At 69.6% G+C, this 16721-nt stretch carries 14 protein-coding genes, 4 tRNA genes and 2 pseudogenes; 11 read left to right on the top strand and 9 right to left on the bottom strand.

Annotated features, from left to right (window positions below):
- The first annotated feature begins 371 nt into the window (after positions 1 to 371).
- From OU416_RS22540 to OU416_RS40315, 4 genes and pseudogenes are all read left to right on the top strand, one after another.
- Entirely contained in the window at positions 372 to 875 is a 504-nt protein-coding gene (locus OU416_RS22540) for a DinB family protein (RefSeq protein ID WP_270928996.1), read from the top strand.
- A 552-nt stretch (positions 876 to 1427) separates the two neighbouring features.
- The gene (locus tag OU416_RS22535) at positions 1428 to 2324 is read left to right on the top strand and encodes a Vgb family protein (RefSeq protein WP_270928995.1); all 897 of its coding nucleotides are present in this window, start codon (positions 1428 to 1430) and stop codon (positions 2322 to 2324) included.
- An 11-nt stretch (positions 2325 to 2335) separates the two neighbouring features.
- Positions 2336 to 2713, top strand: coding sequence for a VOC family protein (locus OU416_RS22530; RefSeq protein WP_270928994.1), 378 nt, complete (start codon positions 2336 to 2338; stop codon positions 2711 to 2713).
- Positions 2714 to 2728: 15 nt separating this feature from the next.
- A pseudogene (locus OU416_RS40315) lies at positions 2729 to 2902 on the top strand (alpha/beta fold hydrolase); the annotation flags it as partial.
- A 26-nt stretch (positions 2903 to 2928) separates the two neighbouring features.
- On the opposite strand, the gene OU416_RS22525 reads toward OU416_RS40315, so the two are convergent.
- Complete coding sequence (locus tag OU416_RS22525) at positions 2929 to 3375, bottom strand: SRPBCC domain-containing protein (protein ID WP_270928993.1); 447 nt, start codon at positions 3373 to 3375, stop codon at positions 2929 to 2931.
- An 89-nt stretch (positions 3376 to 3464) separates the two neighbouring features.
- Positions 3465 to 4067 (bottom strand): TetR/AcrR family transcriptional regulator, encoded by a 603-nt coding sequence (locus OU416_RS22520; RefSeq protein WP_270928992.1) that lies wholly within the window; start codon positions 4065 to 4067, stop codon positions 3465 to 3467.
- A gap of 95 nt (positions 4068 to 4162) precedes the next feature.
- Between OU416_RS22520 and OU416_RS22515 the strand changes: the two genes are divergently transcribed.
- Positions 4163 to 5425, top strand: a complete 1263-nt coding sequence (locus OU416_RS22515) for an NADH:flavin oxidoreductase/NADH oxidase family protein (RefSeq protein ID WP_270928991.1) — start codon at positions 4163 to 4165, stop codon at positions 5423 to 5425.
- A gap of 424 nt (positions 5426 to 5849) precedes the next feature.
- Here the strand turns inward: OU416_RS22515 and OU416_RS22510 are convergent, their stop codons facing one another.
- From OU416_RS22510 to OU416_RS22495, 4 genes and pseudogenes are all read right to left on the bottom strand, one after another.
- A complete protein-coding gene (locus OU416_RS22510) occupies positions 5850 to 6767 on the bottom strand; it encodes an acetoacetate decarboxylase family protein (RefSeq protein WP_270928990.1) in 918 nt (305 codons plus the stop codon).
- A 91-nt stretch (positions 6768 to 6858) separates the two neighbouring features.
- A complete protein-coding gene (locus tag OU416_RS22505) occupies positions 6859 to 7833 on the bottom strand; it encodes an alpha/beta hydrolase (RefSeq protein WP_270928989.1) in 975 nt (324 codons plus the stop codon).
- A 200-nt stretch (positions 7834 to 8033) separates the two neighbouring features.
- Positions 8034 to 8234, bottom strand: a pseudogene (locus OU416_RS22500) (transcriptional regulator); the annotation flags it as partial.
- Positions 8235 to 8249: 15 nt separating this feature from the next.
- Complete coding sequence (locus tag OU416_RS22495; RefSeq protein WP_270928988.1) at positions 8250 to 9446, bottom strand: helix-turn-helix domain-containing protein; 1197 nt, start codon at positions 9444 to 9446, stop codon at positions 8250 to 8252.
- Positions 9447 to 9616: 170 nt separating this feature from the next.
- On the opposite strand from OU416_RS22495, the gene OU416_RS22490 reads away from it, so the two are divergent.
- A complete protein-coding gene (locus tag OU416_RS22490) occupies positions 9617 to 10951 on the top strand; it encodes a serine hydroxymethyltransferase (protein WP_270928987.1) in 1335 nt (444 codons plus the stop codon).
- Positions 10952 to 11186: 235 nt separating this feature from the next.
- Here the strand turns inward: OU416_RS22490 and OU416_RS22485 are convergent.
- Positions 11187 to 11258: transfer RNA gene (locus tag OU416_RS22485), tRNA-Val, on the bottom strand.
- 57 nt (positions 11259 to 11315) lie between these two features.
- Positions 11316 to 11900 (bottom strand): TIGR02611 family protein, encoded by a 585-nt coding sequence (locus OU416_RS22480; protein ID WP_270928986.1) that lies wholly within the window; start codon positions 11898 to 11900, stop codon positions 11316 to 11318.
- Positions 11901 to 12644: 744 nt separating this feature from the next.
- Between OU416_RS22480 and OU416_RS22475 the strand changes: the two genes are divergently transcribed.
- The 5 genes from OU416_RS22475 (at position 12645) to OU416_RS22455 (ending at position 14717) form a co-directional block, all read left to right on the top strand.
- Positions 12645 to 13070 (top strand): SsgA family sporulation/cell division regulator, encoded by a 426-nt coding sequence (locus tag OU416_RS22475; RefSeq protein ID WP_093153719.1) that lies wholly within the window; start codon positions 12645 to 12647, stop codon positions 13068 to 13070.
- Between the two features lie 141 nt (positions 13071 to 13211).
- Positions 13212 to 13284, top strand: a tRNA-Gly gene (locus tag OU416_RS22470).
- 47 nt (positions 13285 to 13331) lie between these two features.
- A tRNA-Cys gene (locus tag OU416_RS22465) sits at positions 13332 to 13403 on the top strand.
- Between the two features lies 1 nt (position 13404).
- Positions 13405 to 13479, top strand: a tRNA-Val gene (locus OU416_RS22460).
- A gap of 710 nt (positions 13480 to 14189) precedes the next feature.
- Complete coding sequence (locus OU416_RS22455) at positions 14190 to 14717, top strand: GAF domain-containing protein (RefSeq protein WP_270928985.1); 528 nt, start codon at positions 14190 to 14192, stop codon at positions 14715 to 14717.
- 69 nt (positions 14718 to 14786) lie between these two features.
- Here OU416_RS22455 and OU416_RS22450 read toward each other — a convergent pair whose 3' ends face one another.
- Positions 14787 to 16253 carry an acyl-CoA dehydrogenase family protein gene (locus tag OU416_RS22450; RefSeq protein ID WP_270928984.1) on the bottom strand — a complete coding sequence of 489 codons (1467 nt, stop codon included), beginning with the start codon at positions 16251 to 16253 and terminating at the stop codon, positions 14787 to 14789.
- Positions 16254 to 16721 lie beyond the last annotated feature (468 nt).

Genomic DNA, 16721 nt, shown 5'->3' with positions numbered 1-16721 from the left:
CGGAAGGCGGAGCGCCTGCGCACGGCGCCGAACACCGGCGGAACAGTCCACATCGGACACGCCGAAGATGGACCGGAAGAAGCGTTCAGCGGCACGAGGATCCGACGTCCCTCGACCCCGCGCCCGGCTTGGGATAAGGTGCGGGCGACGCCTGCGCGCGAGGCAGCAAACCGGCGAGTCCCGGCCCCGCGACGCGCAGATCTCGCGCATCACCGCCGACGGCCGCGCATTCAGCGAGCGGCGCACCGGCGCGATCGGCGAACCCGACGACCTCCGCGCCCGCGCCAGGCGGCGGCCGAGGTCGCCCTCACGACTCCCGAAACCACGTGCGCGCAGGCAGACCCGCACCCACGAGCAGAATCGAGCCCACGATGACCTGGTCGATACCGCGAACCACCACCGGCGCTGAACGCCACTTGCTGGAGAGCACGCTCGACCGCAACCGGTCCGAGCTGATCAACACGGTGCGCGGCCTCTCCGAAGCCGAGGCCCGCCGCCGCCTCGTCGCATCCCCGACCACCCCGATCGGCCTGCTCAAGCACGCCGCGGTCGCCGAGCGGATCTGGTTCCAGCACGTGCTGGGAGGCCTGCCCAAGAGCGAGTGCGATGGCGGCACGACGCCGCGCGATCCCAGCTTCCGCGTGGCCGACGACGAGACCGTGCCCGACGTGATCGCCGAGTTCGAGCGGGCCAGCGAACGATCCCGCGAGATCGCCGCCGGGTTCGGCCTCGACGACACCACGACGCACCCCGACCTCGGCGAGGTCAACCTGCGCTTCATCTACCTGCTCCTCGCGGAGGACTTCGCCCGCCACGCCGGTCACGGCGACATCCTCCGCGAGCAGATCGAGCATCCCACCACCGGACTCGGGTAGAAGCCGATCGCGGAGCCGGGATGTCCTGGTGCCGCAGGGCATCCCGCTCGCATTCGCCGACCGGGTCCACCCGACCCGCCGACCGTCCACTTGGGATCCCCGGGCTCCTGGTCACCCGTGCGGGCCGGAGATCCTCGAGGCGCACGGGCCGCAGTCCGGCGTCACGGGGAGACCGCCGGAAAAGAGGTTGATCGCCTCCCGGTGTCCGTGATAGACATTTCGGCAGTGCCGCGTGTCGGCGTCGGGTGGACGACGTCGGCATGGAGGCACCGTGACCGAGGAGACCGCCATGCGTCCACGTCTCAAGACCACCTGAGCGACGCCGGAGCCGTTTCGGCTCCCACTCAACGCGGTCCGGATCGGATCCTCCTCCCCCGCCCTGTTGGGCGATCAAGGCACGTCCCCGCACGTTCTGCCCGGCAGCGGTCGGCTGCGTGCGTCGACCGGACGTCCGAGCTGGCACCGCGTCCCCTTCCTCGATGCAACTCGTCGCCTCGCCCGGCTGTGCGCGTTCCGCAGCACGCCGGTGCGTCGGCGCGGGAAAGGACTTGAATGCAGAAGACCGCTCAACCCGGCATCCGCGAGTTCGCCGTCGCCGGGCCGGACGAAGGCCCCTACGGCATCGCGGCAGGCCCTGACGACGCGCTGTGGCTCACCTTCGCCCACAGCGGCGAGATCGCCAGGCTGACGCTCGACGGGCAGCTCAGCCGGTACTCGGCGGGCTCGGCGTCGTGCCGGCCGACCGTCATCACCCGGGGGCCGGACGGCGCGCTGTGGTTCACCCGCACCGACGGCCGCATCGGCCGCATCACCACCGGCGGTGAGCTCACCGAGTTCGCGCTGCCCGACCCCGCGGCCAGCCCGTTCGGCATCTGCGCCGGCCCGGACGGCGCGCTGTGGTTCACCGAGATGAGCACCGACCGGATCGGCCGCATCACGGTCGACGGCGACATCGCCCACTTCGCGCTGCCCGCGGCGGGGGCGTTCCCGTCGTTCATCACCCCGGGGCCCGGCGGAGCCCTGTGGTTCACGCTCAACCAGGCCGACGCGATCGGCCGCATCGACCTCGACGGCGAGGTGGCGCTCCACTCGCTGCCCGACGGCACCGCGCCGGTGGGCATCACCTGCGGGAGCGACGGCGCGCTGTGGTTCGTCGGGATCGCGGCGGGCAAGGTCGGGCGGCTCGAAGTCGACGGCGCCCTCCGGGAATTCCCGCTGCCCGACCCGGGCGCCAAGCCGCACGCCATCACCGCGGCGCCCACCGGCGGCTGCTGGTTCACCCAGTGGGGCGGCAACCGCGTCGGCCGCATCTCGCCCGACGGCCACATCGTCGAACACGACCTGCCCACACCGGATTCGGAGCCGCACGGCATCGCGATCGGACCGGACGGCGCCGCCTGGACAGCGCTGGAAATCGGCTCGGTCGCCCGCATCGCCCACGATCACTGAACAGGAGAAGCATGCCAGCAACCTTCAACCACACCATCATCGCCGCCAAGGACCGCGCCGAGTCGGCGGCGTTCTACCGGGACGTCCTGGAAGCCGCCGAGGCGCCGTCCTGGGGACCGTTCACCAACATCCTGCTCGATCAGGGCGTCATGCTGCAGTTCGCCGAACCGCCGGTCGACGAGATCCAGATGCAGCACTACGCCTTCCTGGTCGACGACGAGCACTTCGACCGGGCCTACGCGCTGCTGCTGAGCAGGAACATCGAGCACTGGGCCGATCCGCAGCAGACCCGCCCGGGGGAGACCAACGACGGGCACGGCGGCCGCGGCGTCTACTTCATGGATCCCGCGGGCCACGCCCTCGAACTGATCACGAGCCCGTACCTGTAGACGGCATCGGAGCGGATGGAGGTGCCCGTCAGCGGCGGCGTGCTGGCGGGACTGGACCTCGGCGGCCGGGGCGCGAACGTGCTGCTGGCCCACGGCAGCGGTCACAACGCCGCGGCGTGGCGCGACGTGGCGACCCAGCTGGTCGATCGCTGCCGCCTGGTAGCGGTCGACCTGCGCGGCTGCGGCCCCTCATCCGGCAAGGCGCCGCAGCCGGTTCACGGCTCGACGAGTCCGGCGAGTGCGTTGAGGCGCAACGGAACGCTGCCCTTGAGGTGGGCGACGTCGTCGGCGCCGTCACCGGTCCAGACGAGGAAGGCGTACTGCTCCGTGTGGGTGAGCAGCGTGCCGGTGGCGGTGCCGGCGAAATCGAGGGTGAGCAGCGAGACCCACCGCAGAACACCGTCGACCACCGCCTCGTAAGAGGCCACGATCCGCTCGCCCTCGACGATGTCGTGGAACCGGGCGACGTTGGCGATCTGCTCGACCTCGCCCATCGGAGCGAAGGAGCCGGTCAGCGATTCGCTCCCACCGACCCGGAAGTCGAGCTCGTGCCGGCTGTCGCGACCGGGGATCAGGTGCCACCGCGACCGGATGCCCGGATCGGCGTACCCGGCCCACACCCGCTCGACCGGCGCCGCGAAATCACGCTCGACGGAGAACATCCCGTGGATCATGCCGGGACAACCCGCACCGATCCCGGGCTATTCCGCGAAGTGCCGCAAGCCCTCGCCGCGCGGTGATCACCGGACCGCTATGCCTCCGCCCGCCCGGTTGCCGCCCGGGTGGCGGTGAACAGCGCGGTGACGGCGGCGCGGACCTGGTCCGCGACCGCCTCGGGTGTGGTGGCGTCGAGCTTGCCGTCGAGGTGCAGGAAGGCCAGGCCGTGCACCACTGCCCACACCGCGTTCGACAGCGCTCCCGGATCGGCCCCGGGGAAGACGCCCCGGACGATGCCGCCGACGTAGTCCCAGATGGCGGCGGTCGCGGCGACTCGTTCCTCGTTGTTCGGGTCGCAGGGCTCCGCGAACATCACCCGGAACATGGCCGGGTGGTCGAGCGCGTAGCGGACGTAGGCGACGGCGATCGCGGCGAGGTCGTCGGGGGTCGCGGGCGCGGGGTGGGCCGCGGCCAGGTGCTCGGCGAGTTCGCGGTAGCCCTCCGCGGCGACCGCGGAGACCAGCGCGTCGCGGTCCGGGTAGTGGCGGTAGGGCGCCGTCGCCGACACGCCGGCCCGCCGCGCCACCGCTCGCAGCGACAAGCCCGCGCTGCCGTCCTCCTCCAGCAGTTCCCGCGCAGCGCGCAGGCAGGCGGCGCGCAGATCGCCGTGGTGGTACGAACCGCTCGTGTGCGGCATGCGTCACGCTCCCCGATGTTTACAGCGCTCACATCCCTCGCCTAATGTAAGCGATGCACACATCATAGGCGATCGAACTGTGAGGGGTGAACCCGATGGCTGACGAGCTGTTCTCGCCGCTGCACCTGCGCTCCGGGGCGACACTGGTCAACCGGGTCGCGAAGGCGGCCATGGAGGAGAACATGGCCGGCGACGGCCAGCTGCCCGACCAGCAGCTGCTGGCGCTGTACCGGCGGTGGGCGGCCGGCGGCACCGGACTGCTGATCACCGGCAACGTCATGGTCCACGCCGAGGCGCTCACCGGCCCCGCAGGCGTCGTGCTCGACGACGCCGCACCGCTGGAGCCGTTCATCGAGTGGGCCGAAGCCGGAAAGTCCGGCGGCGGATCGATCTGGATGCAGATCAACCACCCCGGACGCCAGGTCGAGGCGAACATGCCCGGCGTCGTGTGGGGCCCGTCGGCGGTGGGCGTCGACCTGGGCAAGCACAGCAGCCGCTTCGGAAACCCCGTCGCCATGACCCCGGAGCAGATCGAGGCCACCGTCACCAGGTTCGCCGCCACCGCCGCGCGCGCCGAACGGGCCGGGTTCGACGGCGTGGAGATCCACGCCGCGCACGGCTACCTGCTGTCGCAGTTCCTGTCCCCCTTGTCCAACCAGCGCACCGACGCCTGGGGCGGGACGCTGGAGAACCGGGCCCGGATGCTGCTGGACGTCGTGCGCGCCGTCCGCGCCTCCGTCTCGCCCTCCTTCGCGGTCGCGGTGAAGCTCAACTCCGCCGACTTCCAGCGCGGCGGGTTCGACGCCGACGACGCCCGGCAGGTGATCGCGATGCTCGAACCGCTCGGCGTCGACCTGGTCGAACTGTCCGGCGGCAGCTACGAGAGCCCGGCGATGACGGGCAACGCCGCGGATTCGCGCACCCGCGCCCGCGAGGCCTACTTCCTGGAACTGGCGAAGGACCTGGTCACGACCAGCCCCCTCCCGCTGATGCTCACCGGCGGCATCACCCGGCGGGACACCGCCGAGAAGGTGCTCGACAGCGGTGTTGCGCTCGTCGGGATGGGCACCGCCCTCGCCGTCACCCCGGACCTGCCGGACCGCTGGCGGAACGGCCGCGAGGCCGACCGGACGTTGCGCCCGGTGACCTGGTCCGACAAGACCCTCGCCTCGGCCGCCAGCATGGCGCAGGTCCGCCACCAGTTGCGCCGCATCGCCCGCGGAAACCAGCCCACGCCGGGCACCCACCCGGCCTGCGCCCTGGTTCGCGAGCAGCTCCAGCAGCGACGGGCCCTGCGCCGCTACCGCGCCTGGCTGCCCACGGCACAGAGCACCAGGCCCGCGAGTCGGCCGGCGTAGGCGACCCCAGCCGCACCCGAAAGCCCGTTGAACTGCGTGAAAGCGCAGGATCAACGGGCTTTTCGGTGTTCCTCTCCGGTGCGCGAGCAGCAAAAGGGAGGGCACCGACAACGGCCGGAGCCCTCCCCCGATTCGGACGCACCATTGTGGATGTGCAGCCCGATCGCCCTCAGCACGGTGGTCAGGACAACGGCCCAGGTCTCGTGCGAAACACCGCTGGGCGAGTTTCGTTGGTGTGCAACGGTTTGCGGCTCGGCGCACTCGAGGATGCCCGGCGTGACGCCGGTGAGGATCGCCGGTTCGCAGCACAGCGACCCGAGATCCGGCCGCGCCCCCGGCGAGAACCGTCGCGCCCTTGGCGACGGCGTCGTCGACGTGGGCGTCCCCAGCTGTGCCGAACCCGCAGCGCCGCCCGCGGGGTGTCCTAGTTCCGAGTCCGGACCGAGGTGGGGACGGGCATGTGCAGGGCGAGTTGGCCCTCGGTCACGACGTCGAGCCGAACGGTCCTGATCGGTTTGAGCGACCGCAGGTCGTCGGACATGCGGCCCTCGCCGGTCCGGAGGCCGACGTCGCGCGGGAAGCTCGCGGCTCCGGCCGACAGCACGTTGGTCTGGCTGAATGTCGAGTGCCAGGCACCGTTGATCGACGTGTACGAGGTGAGCGAGGAGACCCGCTCGCCGCTCGGACAGGAGGTCTGGGCGGGCGTCGCCACCGAGAGCGACAGGTCGGTCCCGCCCGCGTCGTTGGCCACCCGCGCGGTCGTCCGCTCGGCGTCGATGGCGACGTCGAGACCGGTGACCCACTTCGGGAAGCCGTAACCGTCGTGGCCGCGGACCTGGGCGATGCCGGTGCTCACCGGCAGGGACAGCACGTAGGAGTCGAGGTGCTCGTTCTTGAGCGCGGCGACGAGGTCGACGAAGCCGAGCTTGCCGTGCCGCGCCGGCCGGACCGCGATCCCGACGGCGGCCTCGGTGTAGAAGTCGATGTCGCACACGTCGTAGCGGAAGAACATCACCGAGATCAGCCCGAGGCCCGGGGCGATCTCCAGCGGCGCCAGCTCCCCGGGCAGGCGGGTGCGGATCGCGCGGGACCGGGCGAGCATCGTGATCCGGGCGGTCGAGATCCGGTAGTAGAAGTTCGGGGTGAGCGTGACCCCGATCGGCGAGTCGACCTCGGTCTTGGGCAGCCGCCGGAAGAAGTCCACGCCGCTGACGCGGGGATCGCGGGCGATCTCGTCGAGATCGGTGTTCATCCGGTACCGGTCGTACAGCCCGCCCTTCGGCACGGTGACCCTGCGGCCACCCAGATCGACTTCGACGCGGTCCTGTTCGGTCGACGGCATCGGCGCAACTCCTCCATCACATGTGTACGGTGCTCACATCACGCTAGGGCAGGATGTGAGCACCGTCAACTTTGCGATGGGGTGCACCCCCTCAGCTGTCGTGCAGCGCCGTCCGCAGGGCGTCGACGGCGAGCTTGCGCGCGACGTTGGCGGCGCGGGTGTCGCGCAGGCTGTCCAGGAGGAGGAAGTCGTGGACCATCCCGGCCACCCGGACCGAGGTGACGTCCACACCGGCCTCGCGCAGCCTGTTGGCGTACTGCTCCCCCTCGTCGCGCAGCACGTCGGCCTCGTCGGTGATGACCAGCGTGGTGGGCAGCCCCCGGAGTTGGTCCAGCGACGCCTGCAGCGGCGATGCGTGCACCTCGGCGCGCTGGGCGGGATCGGCGGTGTAGGCGTCCCAGAACCACTTCATGCCCTCGCGGGTGAGGTAGTAGCCCTCTGCGAACTGCACGTAGGAGGGCGTGTCGAAATCGGCGTTGGTCACCGGGTAGAGCAGCACCTGGGCCTTGAGATCGATCCCGCCGCGCTCCTTGTTCATCAGCGCGAACACCGTCGACATGCAGCCGCCGACCGACTCGCCGGTGACGGCGATGCGCGAGGTGTCCAGCCCGTGCTCCGCGCCGTGCCGCACGACCCACTGGCCCACGGCGTAGTTCTGCTCCACCTGGGTGGGGTACTTCGCCTCGGGCGCCCGGTCGTAGACGGGGAACACACCCGCGGCGCCCGCGCCGACGGCCAGTTCGCGGAAGAGGCGGTCGTGGGTCACGTCGTCGCCGAAGACCCAGCCCGCACCGTGGATGTAGAACACCACGGGCAGCGGCCCGCTCGCACCCTTGGGCCGGATGATGCGGGTGCGGACGGTGCCCCACTCACCGGCGTCCACGTCGACCCACTCCTCGTCGACCTCCGGACGGGGCACGCTCTCGTCGCTCTGCAGGCCGACCAGGATCTCCCGGCCCTTCTCCGGTGGGACCTCGTAGATCCGCGGGTGCGGATCCGTCGCTTCGGCCAGCTCCTTCGCGGCGGGTTCGAGGTGGGGAGTGATCGGTGGCGGAATCCCAGGCATGTCGGCTCCACGTGACGCAGGTAGTGCGGCCCAGCGGCCGCGGCTGACAGTCGTCCCCAAACGGGCAAGCCCGCTTCAATCGTGGAGCGCCAGCCGCAGAACGCAACTCGCAGGCACGTTCCCGCCACATCGCGAGCCTTCGGCCGCGACGTGTCCGGCAAAAGTGGTTGCGGCAAGGGGAAAGTCACTGGAACCCGGCGCTACTTCCCGCCTCGGTCGGCGCTGCGGTCCGGGGCGGAGGTCGTCGACGTGCTTCGCGGGCCGGGTGCCGACCAGCTCGCGAGGAATCTCAGGCGTTCTTCGTGCGAACTGCCCGGCTCGGCGGTGTACAGCGAGAGGTCGTGTACGGCCCGCTGCGAGGTGGGCAGATCGAGGGACTCGTAGGTCAGTTCGAGGGCGCCGACTTCCGGGTGCGACTACTTGAGGGTCCGCCGGGCGACTCGGCGGAGTTTCAGCGCAGCATGCAGCTCCAACCGGATCATCCCGTCGGAGAGATCGGCCCGGAGCAGGCGGGCCAAGCGGTCCAGGCGGTAGTAGAGGCTGCTGCGGTGAAGGGACAGCCGGGCTGCGACCTTCTGCACGTCGCCCGCCAGGTCCAAGTACGTCTCCAACGTCGTCAGCAGCATCGCCGCCGACGGGCCCGCCTCGTCGACCGGTTCGAGGACGTCGTCGATGCGGTCCCGGACGTCGAGCAGCACCCGGTAAGCGCCGATTTCGCTCCACCGCGAAAGCCGGTCCAACTCCGGGTCCAGCACCGCCAGTTCGGCCGCGGCGAGCGCCTGCGCACGGGCATCGCGAGCCGAACGCGGACCGAGCGACACCCCGTCGCTGACCCCGATCGTGAACCGGGTTCCAGCTGCGAGGCACCGGGACGCCACACGATCGATCTCGCTCAGGACCGGTCGGAGATCCTCGGCGCAGTCCCCGCGAGCTACCACCAGGAGCGCGTACGTGCGGGACACGCACGCTCCGAGGAAACCATCGAGGGGCCGGAGGTCTGCGCTCAACGAGCCGCTCAGCGCGCTGAACTCCGCAGGACACCAGGGCCGGACCGCACCCGCGTCGTCCGCGGCGACGATCGCGGCCACCCGAACCGCCCTGTCCACGACACCCGGAACCGCGGCGACGAACCGGTCGTGGGCCTCGACCTGCCCGTCCTCCAGGAGTCGCCGCACGAGCCGGTCGAGTTCACGCCGCGGAGGCCGTGGCCGGACCTCGACGTCGGCCGCCCGCGCGAGGAGTTCGGCGAGCGTGTCAGCACCGCGCAGCAGCACCGCCCGCTCGAGTCCGTCGCTGCTGCCGACCATCCACAGGCGGCCGAGAGTGCGACCGTTCCAGCGCAGCGGCACGCACACCCGTGCCGCCATGCCGATCTCGGGATTGGCCGGGAGCGCTACCGGTTCACCCGGCTCGCTCCCCGCGTGCCGCAGCTCCCACTCGCGGACCTCGGGGGGCACGTGCCGCGTCAGGATCGAGGAGATCCGCACCTGGTCCGCGTCGTCGCGCTGCGCGCTGTAGGCCAGCAGTTCGCCGCTGACGCTGTCGATGGTCAACCCGCGCCGCAGCTCGACCGCGAGGGCATCGAGCTGCTCCTGAAGCTGCCGTTCCGGCACGGCCCTCCCCTTCGCGCGTCTCCTGCAAGTGTAGGAGAGGCCGCGCACAAGTCCGAGCGTTCTGCCGGTACTCCGACACCCCGTCGATCCCTACGGTGAGCGAACACACTGGTCGAACCGGGCTGGGCGGCCGCGATGACGCCGGATCAGCCGGGAGGGGAGCACCGGAGATGACCGCACTCGTCCACCGCCCGTGGGTGCCCGAGCACGCCGAGAACCGGGTCCGCACCGTCGCCGAAGCCGCGGCGGCCGCGACCCCGGCCGACCTGCTGGCCGAACTCGACCGGCTGGCCGAGGAGAACCGGCGGATCCACGACATCGACTCGATCAACCTCAACCCCGCCACCAACATCATGAACCCGCGGGCCGAGGCCATGCTGTCGGCGAACCTGGGCTCGCGCCCATCGCTGGGTTACCCCGGGGACAAGTACGAGATGGGTCTCGAGGCGATCGAGCAGATCGAGGTCATCGCCGCCGAGCTCGTCGCCGAGGTCTTCGGCGCCCGCTACGCCGAGATCCGCGTGGCCTCCGGCGCGCTCGCCAACCTCTACGCCTTCATCGCCACCTGCGAACCGGGCGACACGATCATCGCTCCGCCCACCACCATCGGCGGCCACGTCACCCACCACGCCGGTGGCTCGGCCGGGATGTACCGGCTCAACACGGTGCCCGCACCGGTCGCGCCCGACGGGTACACCGTCGACGTCGACGCCCTGCGCGCCCTGGCGCACGAGGTGAAGCCGAAGCTGATCACGATCGGCTCCAGCCTGAACCTCCACCCGCACCCGGTCGGATCGATCCGCGAGATCGCCGACGAGGTCGGCGCCCGGGTGCTTTTCGACGCCGCCCACCTGTGCGGCCTCATCGCGGGCAAGGCCTGGCAGCAACCCCTGGCCGAGGGTGCGCACCTGATCAGCTTCAGCACCTACAAGAGCCTCGGAGGCCCGGCCGGCGGTGCGATCGTCACCAACGACGCGGAGCTCGCCGAGCGCATCGACAGGATCGCCTTCCCGGGCCTCACCGCGAACTTCGACGCGGCCAAGGCTGCCGCGCTGGCTGTCACCATGCTCGACTGGAAGGTCGCGGGTGAGGCGTACGCGGCTGCGATGGTCGAAACCGCCGCCCGGCTCGCCGCCGAACTGGAGGAGGCCGGGCTGCCGCTGTTCACCGGTGCTCGCGGGACGACCCGTTCGCACCAGTTCGCCATCCGCGCGCACCGGTGGGGCGGCGGCCAGGCCGCCGCGAAGCACCTTCGCAGGGCGAACCTGCTCGCCTGCGGGATCGGCCTGCCGGACAGCCCGGTCGAGGGCGACGTCAACGGCCTGCGGATGGGGACGCCCGAGCTCGTCCGGCTCGGCATGAAACCCGATCACATGACCGACCTGGCCGGGTTGATCGCCCGCGGCCTGGACCGCGATGGCGACCCGGCCGCGGTCGCGCTGGACGTCGCTGTCTGGCGCAAGCAGTTCAGCGGTGTGCACTACACCGCGGACCAGCCGCACTGACTCCGGCTACGCCGAAACCCGTTGCACTGCGGGGCGATCGGCAAAGCGCTGCTCCCGCGCGCCGACCCGGAGGTGCAGCGCGAAGCGACGAACGAAGCTGTTCCCCGACTCAGGCCGGGAACCTTCCCCAAACGCGAGGATCGGACGAAACCCACCACCGCACCGTGGGGGCTCGGCCTCCACGACGAGATACGAAAAAATCCCCCCGGCGAAGCAAGCCGGGGGGATTTTTGCGTGGGCGATACTGGGATCGAACCAGTGACCTCTTCGGTGTGAACGAAGCGCTCTCCCCCTGAGCTAATCGCCCTTGTTCTGTTTTCCTGCCGCCGTTCCCGGCGACAGGAAGAACAATACACGAGTGTTTTCAGGGCCCGAACAGGGGGGAGGCCAACCAGCTCCAGCGGAGGCCGAGCCAGCCCCCGACCGTGCCGAACAGGCCGAGCATCCACATCGTGACCAGCACGATCAGGCAGGTGCCGCCCATCACCGCGAGCTTGGTCGCGAGGTGCTGGCGGCCGAGCCAGTCCACCCAGCGGCGGTAGTGGCGCTTGGCGAAGCCGTTGACGCGGCCGGCCCAGTGGAACTCGGTGGCGAGGATGCCGAGCCCGGCGAAGACCACCAGCCAGCCGGGTCCCGGGTACGGGATCATCAGGATGCCCGCGGCCAGCACCGCGCCGCCGATCACACCGATCACCACGCGGTAGGCCAGGTTCATGCCCGCCTTGGCGCGGAGGCGCTCCCGGAACATCCAGAGGCGCTCCCGCAGCCGGGGCTTGTAGTCGTCGGTCGCGGGGTCCGCGGCGGCGCGGCGGGATCCCGGCTCGGCTTCCTCGGTCAGGGCTCCACCTGTCGGTCGTGCGTCGTCTTCGGACGGGGCCTCCGCGCGGGCGAAGGCTCCCGGTCCCGCCAGAATACGATCCGCCCGCTCCCCCGGGCACGTTTCGCGCATTCCGGCGCGGCCGGATCGGGCCGGGTGTCAAGCCGACAGTCGGGCGTCAGCACACCCCCGTGGCCGCGGAAATGTGATCCGTCTCATTGGCCGCGGCGGAACCGACCGGGCCGTTCGGCCCTGTCGCACCGCTTCGATCCTGGTCACACTGTGACACCACTCTCGACCGCGCGTTCGGTCACACGCCTGCCGCACAACGGCGAGGTCGCGCGACATTAGCCCGATCCGGGGATACGCGGTGGCGAGCATCTCATCCACCGCCCGCGCGCCCTCCTGGACGAGGGGGTCGATCCCCTATTCTTGAGCGGACGTCAAGCGGACTCGGCGGAGCGGCAAACCCGGTGGTCAAGCCGGGCGCGAAGGCGAGTTCCCGCGAGACGGGGGCGACGGATCGAAGACCGGACGCGGGACCGTTTCGCTCGGTTACGGAAAGTAGCTGAGCGTGGTCGCCGAACGAGTTCTGGAACTACGGCTCAACGCCTCTGCCGGGCTGTTCGCAGTGGCTCTTCCTCTGGCGTGAACAACGGGCCCGACGCGTCTCGGAACGAGGCGCGCGGCCCGCGGTCACCCCGACCCCGGAGGCCATCGTGAACACGCACCGCATCCAACCGATTGCCCAGCGAATTGCACCCTGCCCCGTACGGGTGATCTGAGCGAAAGTCGCGAGCGTGCGAGCCCGTTGAGGCGTCACAACTGTGTTGCCCGGTCGATAAGCAGACCGGGAGGAGCAGAAAGGGGAGAACAATGCGTAACGATCACGTGACACTGCGTTCCACCGCGGTGTTCGATCTCTTGGCTCCGCAGACACCTGCCGTGCCGGTCCAGGTCGAACTGCGCTACGACACCCGCGACCCGTACGCGGTGGTGGCCGCCTTCCGCACCGGACGCGCCGGCTGGGTCGAATGGGTGTTCGCCCGCGACCTGCTCGCCGACGGGCTGATCGCGCACGCCGGTGAGGGCGACGTGACCATCCGCCCGGCCGTCGACGACCCGGAGGTCGTGGCGATCGAGCTGAGCTCCCCGTCGGGCCACGCGGTGTTCGAGGCCTCCGCGCAGGAGCTCGCCGACTTCCTCGACCGCACCTACGACGTGGTCGTCCCCGGCAACGAGAACCTGTGGGTCGACGTGGACGAGGCGCTGACCCGACTGCTGCCGCACGACCTCGGCTGACCAGGGACGACAGGCTCGGCGCAGACCGCGCCGGGTGACTGGTGGACCCCCCGTTGATCGCGATCTCGGGCGTGGTCTAAAGTTCTCTGTGCAACGCGGCGGACGGCCCCGGGAAGCCCCGGAACCAGAAGTCGCAGGCACGCGGATGTAGCGCAGCTGGTAGCGCATCACCTTGCCAAGGTGAGGGTCGCGGGTTCGAGTCCCGTCATCCGCTCTGGATCCTCTGGCGTTCCAGCCGACTCAGGTGTGGATGCGGAGTCCGGCGGAGTGGCCGAGTGGCTTAGGCAAGGGCCTGCAAAGCCCTGTACGCGGGTTCGATTCCCGCCTCCGCCTCGCGCGATTAGCTCAGTGGGAGAGCGCTACCTTGACACGGTAGAGGTCACTGGTTCAATCCCAGTATCGCGCACCAATTCTTCTTTCAGGTCAACGAACCCTCCGCTGCGGAGCGTGGTTCGCGGTCGGCCGGCCATGGCGACCTTTTCTTTTGGCCTCTTCCTCATCGCCTGACCCGAGGGTGTCCCGTGGGCACGGACCGGCTGGGCTCGCTCCGCGGCCTCCAGTCCGTCGAGGACCTGCGGCGGCCTTTGTGGAAGGTGAACGATCTCCGGGGCGCGCTCCTCCGCAACGGCACGATCTTCACTCGATGGAAGTACAGGGAAGCACTGACCGTCGACAACTCAGGTCAACACCGCCTGCTTCACCCGGACGGCGTAACGGCCGGTGATCAACATCGGCTTCTCCAGCACTCAGAGCGATGGCGGCGGCGGGACCGCAAAACCGCACGACGACGGGCACCGGAACGTCGGCGGCCAAGGTGCATACTGATCGACATGACCGACGATCGGTTCCCGGACGCGTCGCCCGGCCACGTGATCACGATGTCCGCCAACCCGGCCGGAGCGGTCGTGGTGAGGGCGACCCGCCAGCAGGCGTGCTGGAGCGGTGATCCCGTCGCGTCCAGGACCGATGAGCAGCACCTGCGCGCATCACGGTCAGCGCATGGACGGCCACAACGCCACGGTCGGATGCCTTCTGAAAGAGTAGGCCGCAGGGCCAGGCGGAGGGCATTCAGGCCGTGACGGCTTGCTGCCCACTCCGAAAGGGATGGATCTTTGAGCATTGACGAACCCCAGGGCAGGTTGGAACACCACGACCCCGACGAGGACGCGAGCGGCTCGTCTCCGCGAGTACGGGCTCTTAGGAGTCGAGCGCGACCAGGAGCTCAACGCCTACGCCCAAGACATGGTGAAGGCGTTCGGCGCTCAAGCGGCGGTCGTGAACCTCTTCGACGAGCACCACCAGAACTTCGTCGGGATCCACATGAAGGAGGGAGACACCTCGGCGCTGGTGAAGATGCCGAAGAACGCCGGGTGGTGCCCGCACACCATGAAGCGCGAGGTCGCGTTCCCGCTGGAGAACGTCGCCGACCACCCCCGCTTCTTCGTCGGCAACGTCCTGGTGGAATCCATGGCGGTCGAGAGCTACCTCGGAATGGCCCTGCGCGACCGGGACGGCACCGCCCTGGGCACGGTGTGCGTGGTGGACACCGAGCAGCGGAAGTGGGACGTCCCGCTGATCAAGGACTTCGCGAATCGCGTGATGCAGAGCATCCAGCAGCGCGGGCCGCGAGGCGAAGCGCAGCGCTGAGCCCGACGATGCGGTGCGGCGTGAGTGAGCTATCCGGGGTGCAGCCCACGCACGCCGCGCCGCGTCTCGTCACCTGACGGGTCGGTGCAGCAGCGGGTCCAGGCCGTGCTCTTCGCCGGCCCGGCGCTGATCGGTGTCGCCGATGTCCGCCTCGTAGCCCGCGATGTGCTGCAGCAGCGCCTCCTTGCTCGGCAGGTCCAACCGAACGTCGCGACGGGCCTCCATGAGCCTCCGCCGCAGGCGGTGCGCGCACCACTCGGCCGCGACGCCGTGCATCTCGGAGCGGCCTTCCGCCGCGCTAGTGAGCGCGGCCAGGACGGACCAGCACAGCAGGTCGCCGAGCACGTTGTACCGGATGTGCTCCGCCTGCTCGGTGGCACCGCGGCGGGCCACGTACTCCTCGGCCTCGGAGATGAGGGAGACGACCTCGCGGGACACCCCGGGGATGGCGGCGAGGAGATCCTGGAAGGTGTTCGGGGAACGGGTGACCTTCAGGCCCGTGTAGAGGGTGACGACCTCGGTCGCGCCCTCGAAGATCCGCATCAGCCGGTAGTCGCGGTAGAACTGGCCGACGATGTTGGTGTCCAGGAAGCCGCGGCCTCCCAGCATCTGCACGGCCCGGTCCACGACCGTGAAGAGCTCTTCCGAGGACATGATCTTCGTGACGAAGTACAGCAGCTCGTGGGGCTGCTGGCCCTGGTCGAGCATCGTGGTGATGTGATCCATCAGCAGCTCGACGGTCAGGGTCGCCGCCGCGGCCTCGGTGAGGATCTGCTGGGTCCGGCCGTTGTCGATCAGCAAGCCGGTGGCGACGGGCCGCTGCCGCGCGTATCGGGACGCGACCTCCAGCGAGCGCTTCATCGCGCCGATGCTGCCCGCGCCGATTACCAACCGTGACAGCATGAATGCAGAATTCGCAGCGATAAGGCCGTCGCCTTCGGCGCCGAGCCGCCACACCGCGGGCACCCGCATGTCCTCGAAGGTCAGGGTGACTTGGGGAACCGCCCGCAAACCCAGAGTGCGCACTTCGGGACCCACCGTGAACCCGGGCGTGTGGCTGTCGATGGTAAAACCGGTAAAGCCCTGCGGGGTGCCGTCCTCGGCGTAGAGCCGGGCGAAAATGTTCAGGAATCGCGACGACCCGCCGAGGCTGATCCAGCGTTTCATCCCGTTCAGGAGATACGTCCCGTCGGACTGCCGGACCGCTCGGGTGGTCATTCCGCGCAGGTCGGAGCCCATGCCGGGCTCGCTGGCCGCGCTCGTGGTCAAGCTCTGCCCCCGCGCCAGCAAAGGCAGAATTTGCGACCTGACGTCCTCAGTGGCGTGATGCGCGATCGGTGGAATGCCGACCATGTTGTGCACCGCGACCATGACGAACAAATTGCAGTCGATCGCACCGAGTTGCTCCATGATTCGGAACGTGTCCCGGTAGCTCAGTTCCAGGCCGCCGTATTTCCTGGGAACTTGAAGTCCCCATAAGCCGTGACTCGCGAAATCGGGAACAATGCAAGGGTCGGCGGACCGCCGACTGTCCATTCGGGGAGAATCGATCCGCTCCCTCGAGTACCACCTCAAGAAATCCAGGATATCCGCTGCGACAGGCGAGAGGCCTGGAGGGGCGGCGGGGGAGTTCTCGTATAGTCCGTCATCCGAGGTCGTGAGCTCGCTTAATGACGTCAACCCAGCTCCTTCTCCGGTGGGCACGGTGGAACTTCCGGTGTGCATGGAGCGACACATTACGTCAGGCCGGGCCGCGCGAGAACCGGCCACATAGGCCGGATTCAGCCGATTTGATCACAGGGTGAAGTTGCGCTCGGTGACGCAACGCAGTCGAGTAACATGGTTGGACCATGCCACCGATGTACTGCGATGACGCGAATCGGAATGGAGTTTTCGACTCCCCGATTCGGCCTTTGTGGACGCTTCGCGGTAAGCAGAACTCGCTGATCAGAGGCGGGGAGATTGAGCCCGTGCGGGTTCTGCGGTCCGCTCGACCGGCGAGCG

The sequence above is a fragment of the Saccharopolyspora indica genome, from assembly GCF_027853965.1.
In the GTDB taxonomy this organism is placed as follows: Bacteria; Actinomycetota; Actinomycetes; order Mycobacteriales; family Pseudonocardiaceae; genus Saccharopolyspora; species Saccharopolyspora indica.
The sequence above is the reverse complement of the archived record's forward strand: the minus strand, read 5'-3'. Positions and strand labels throughout refer to the sequence as shown.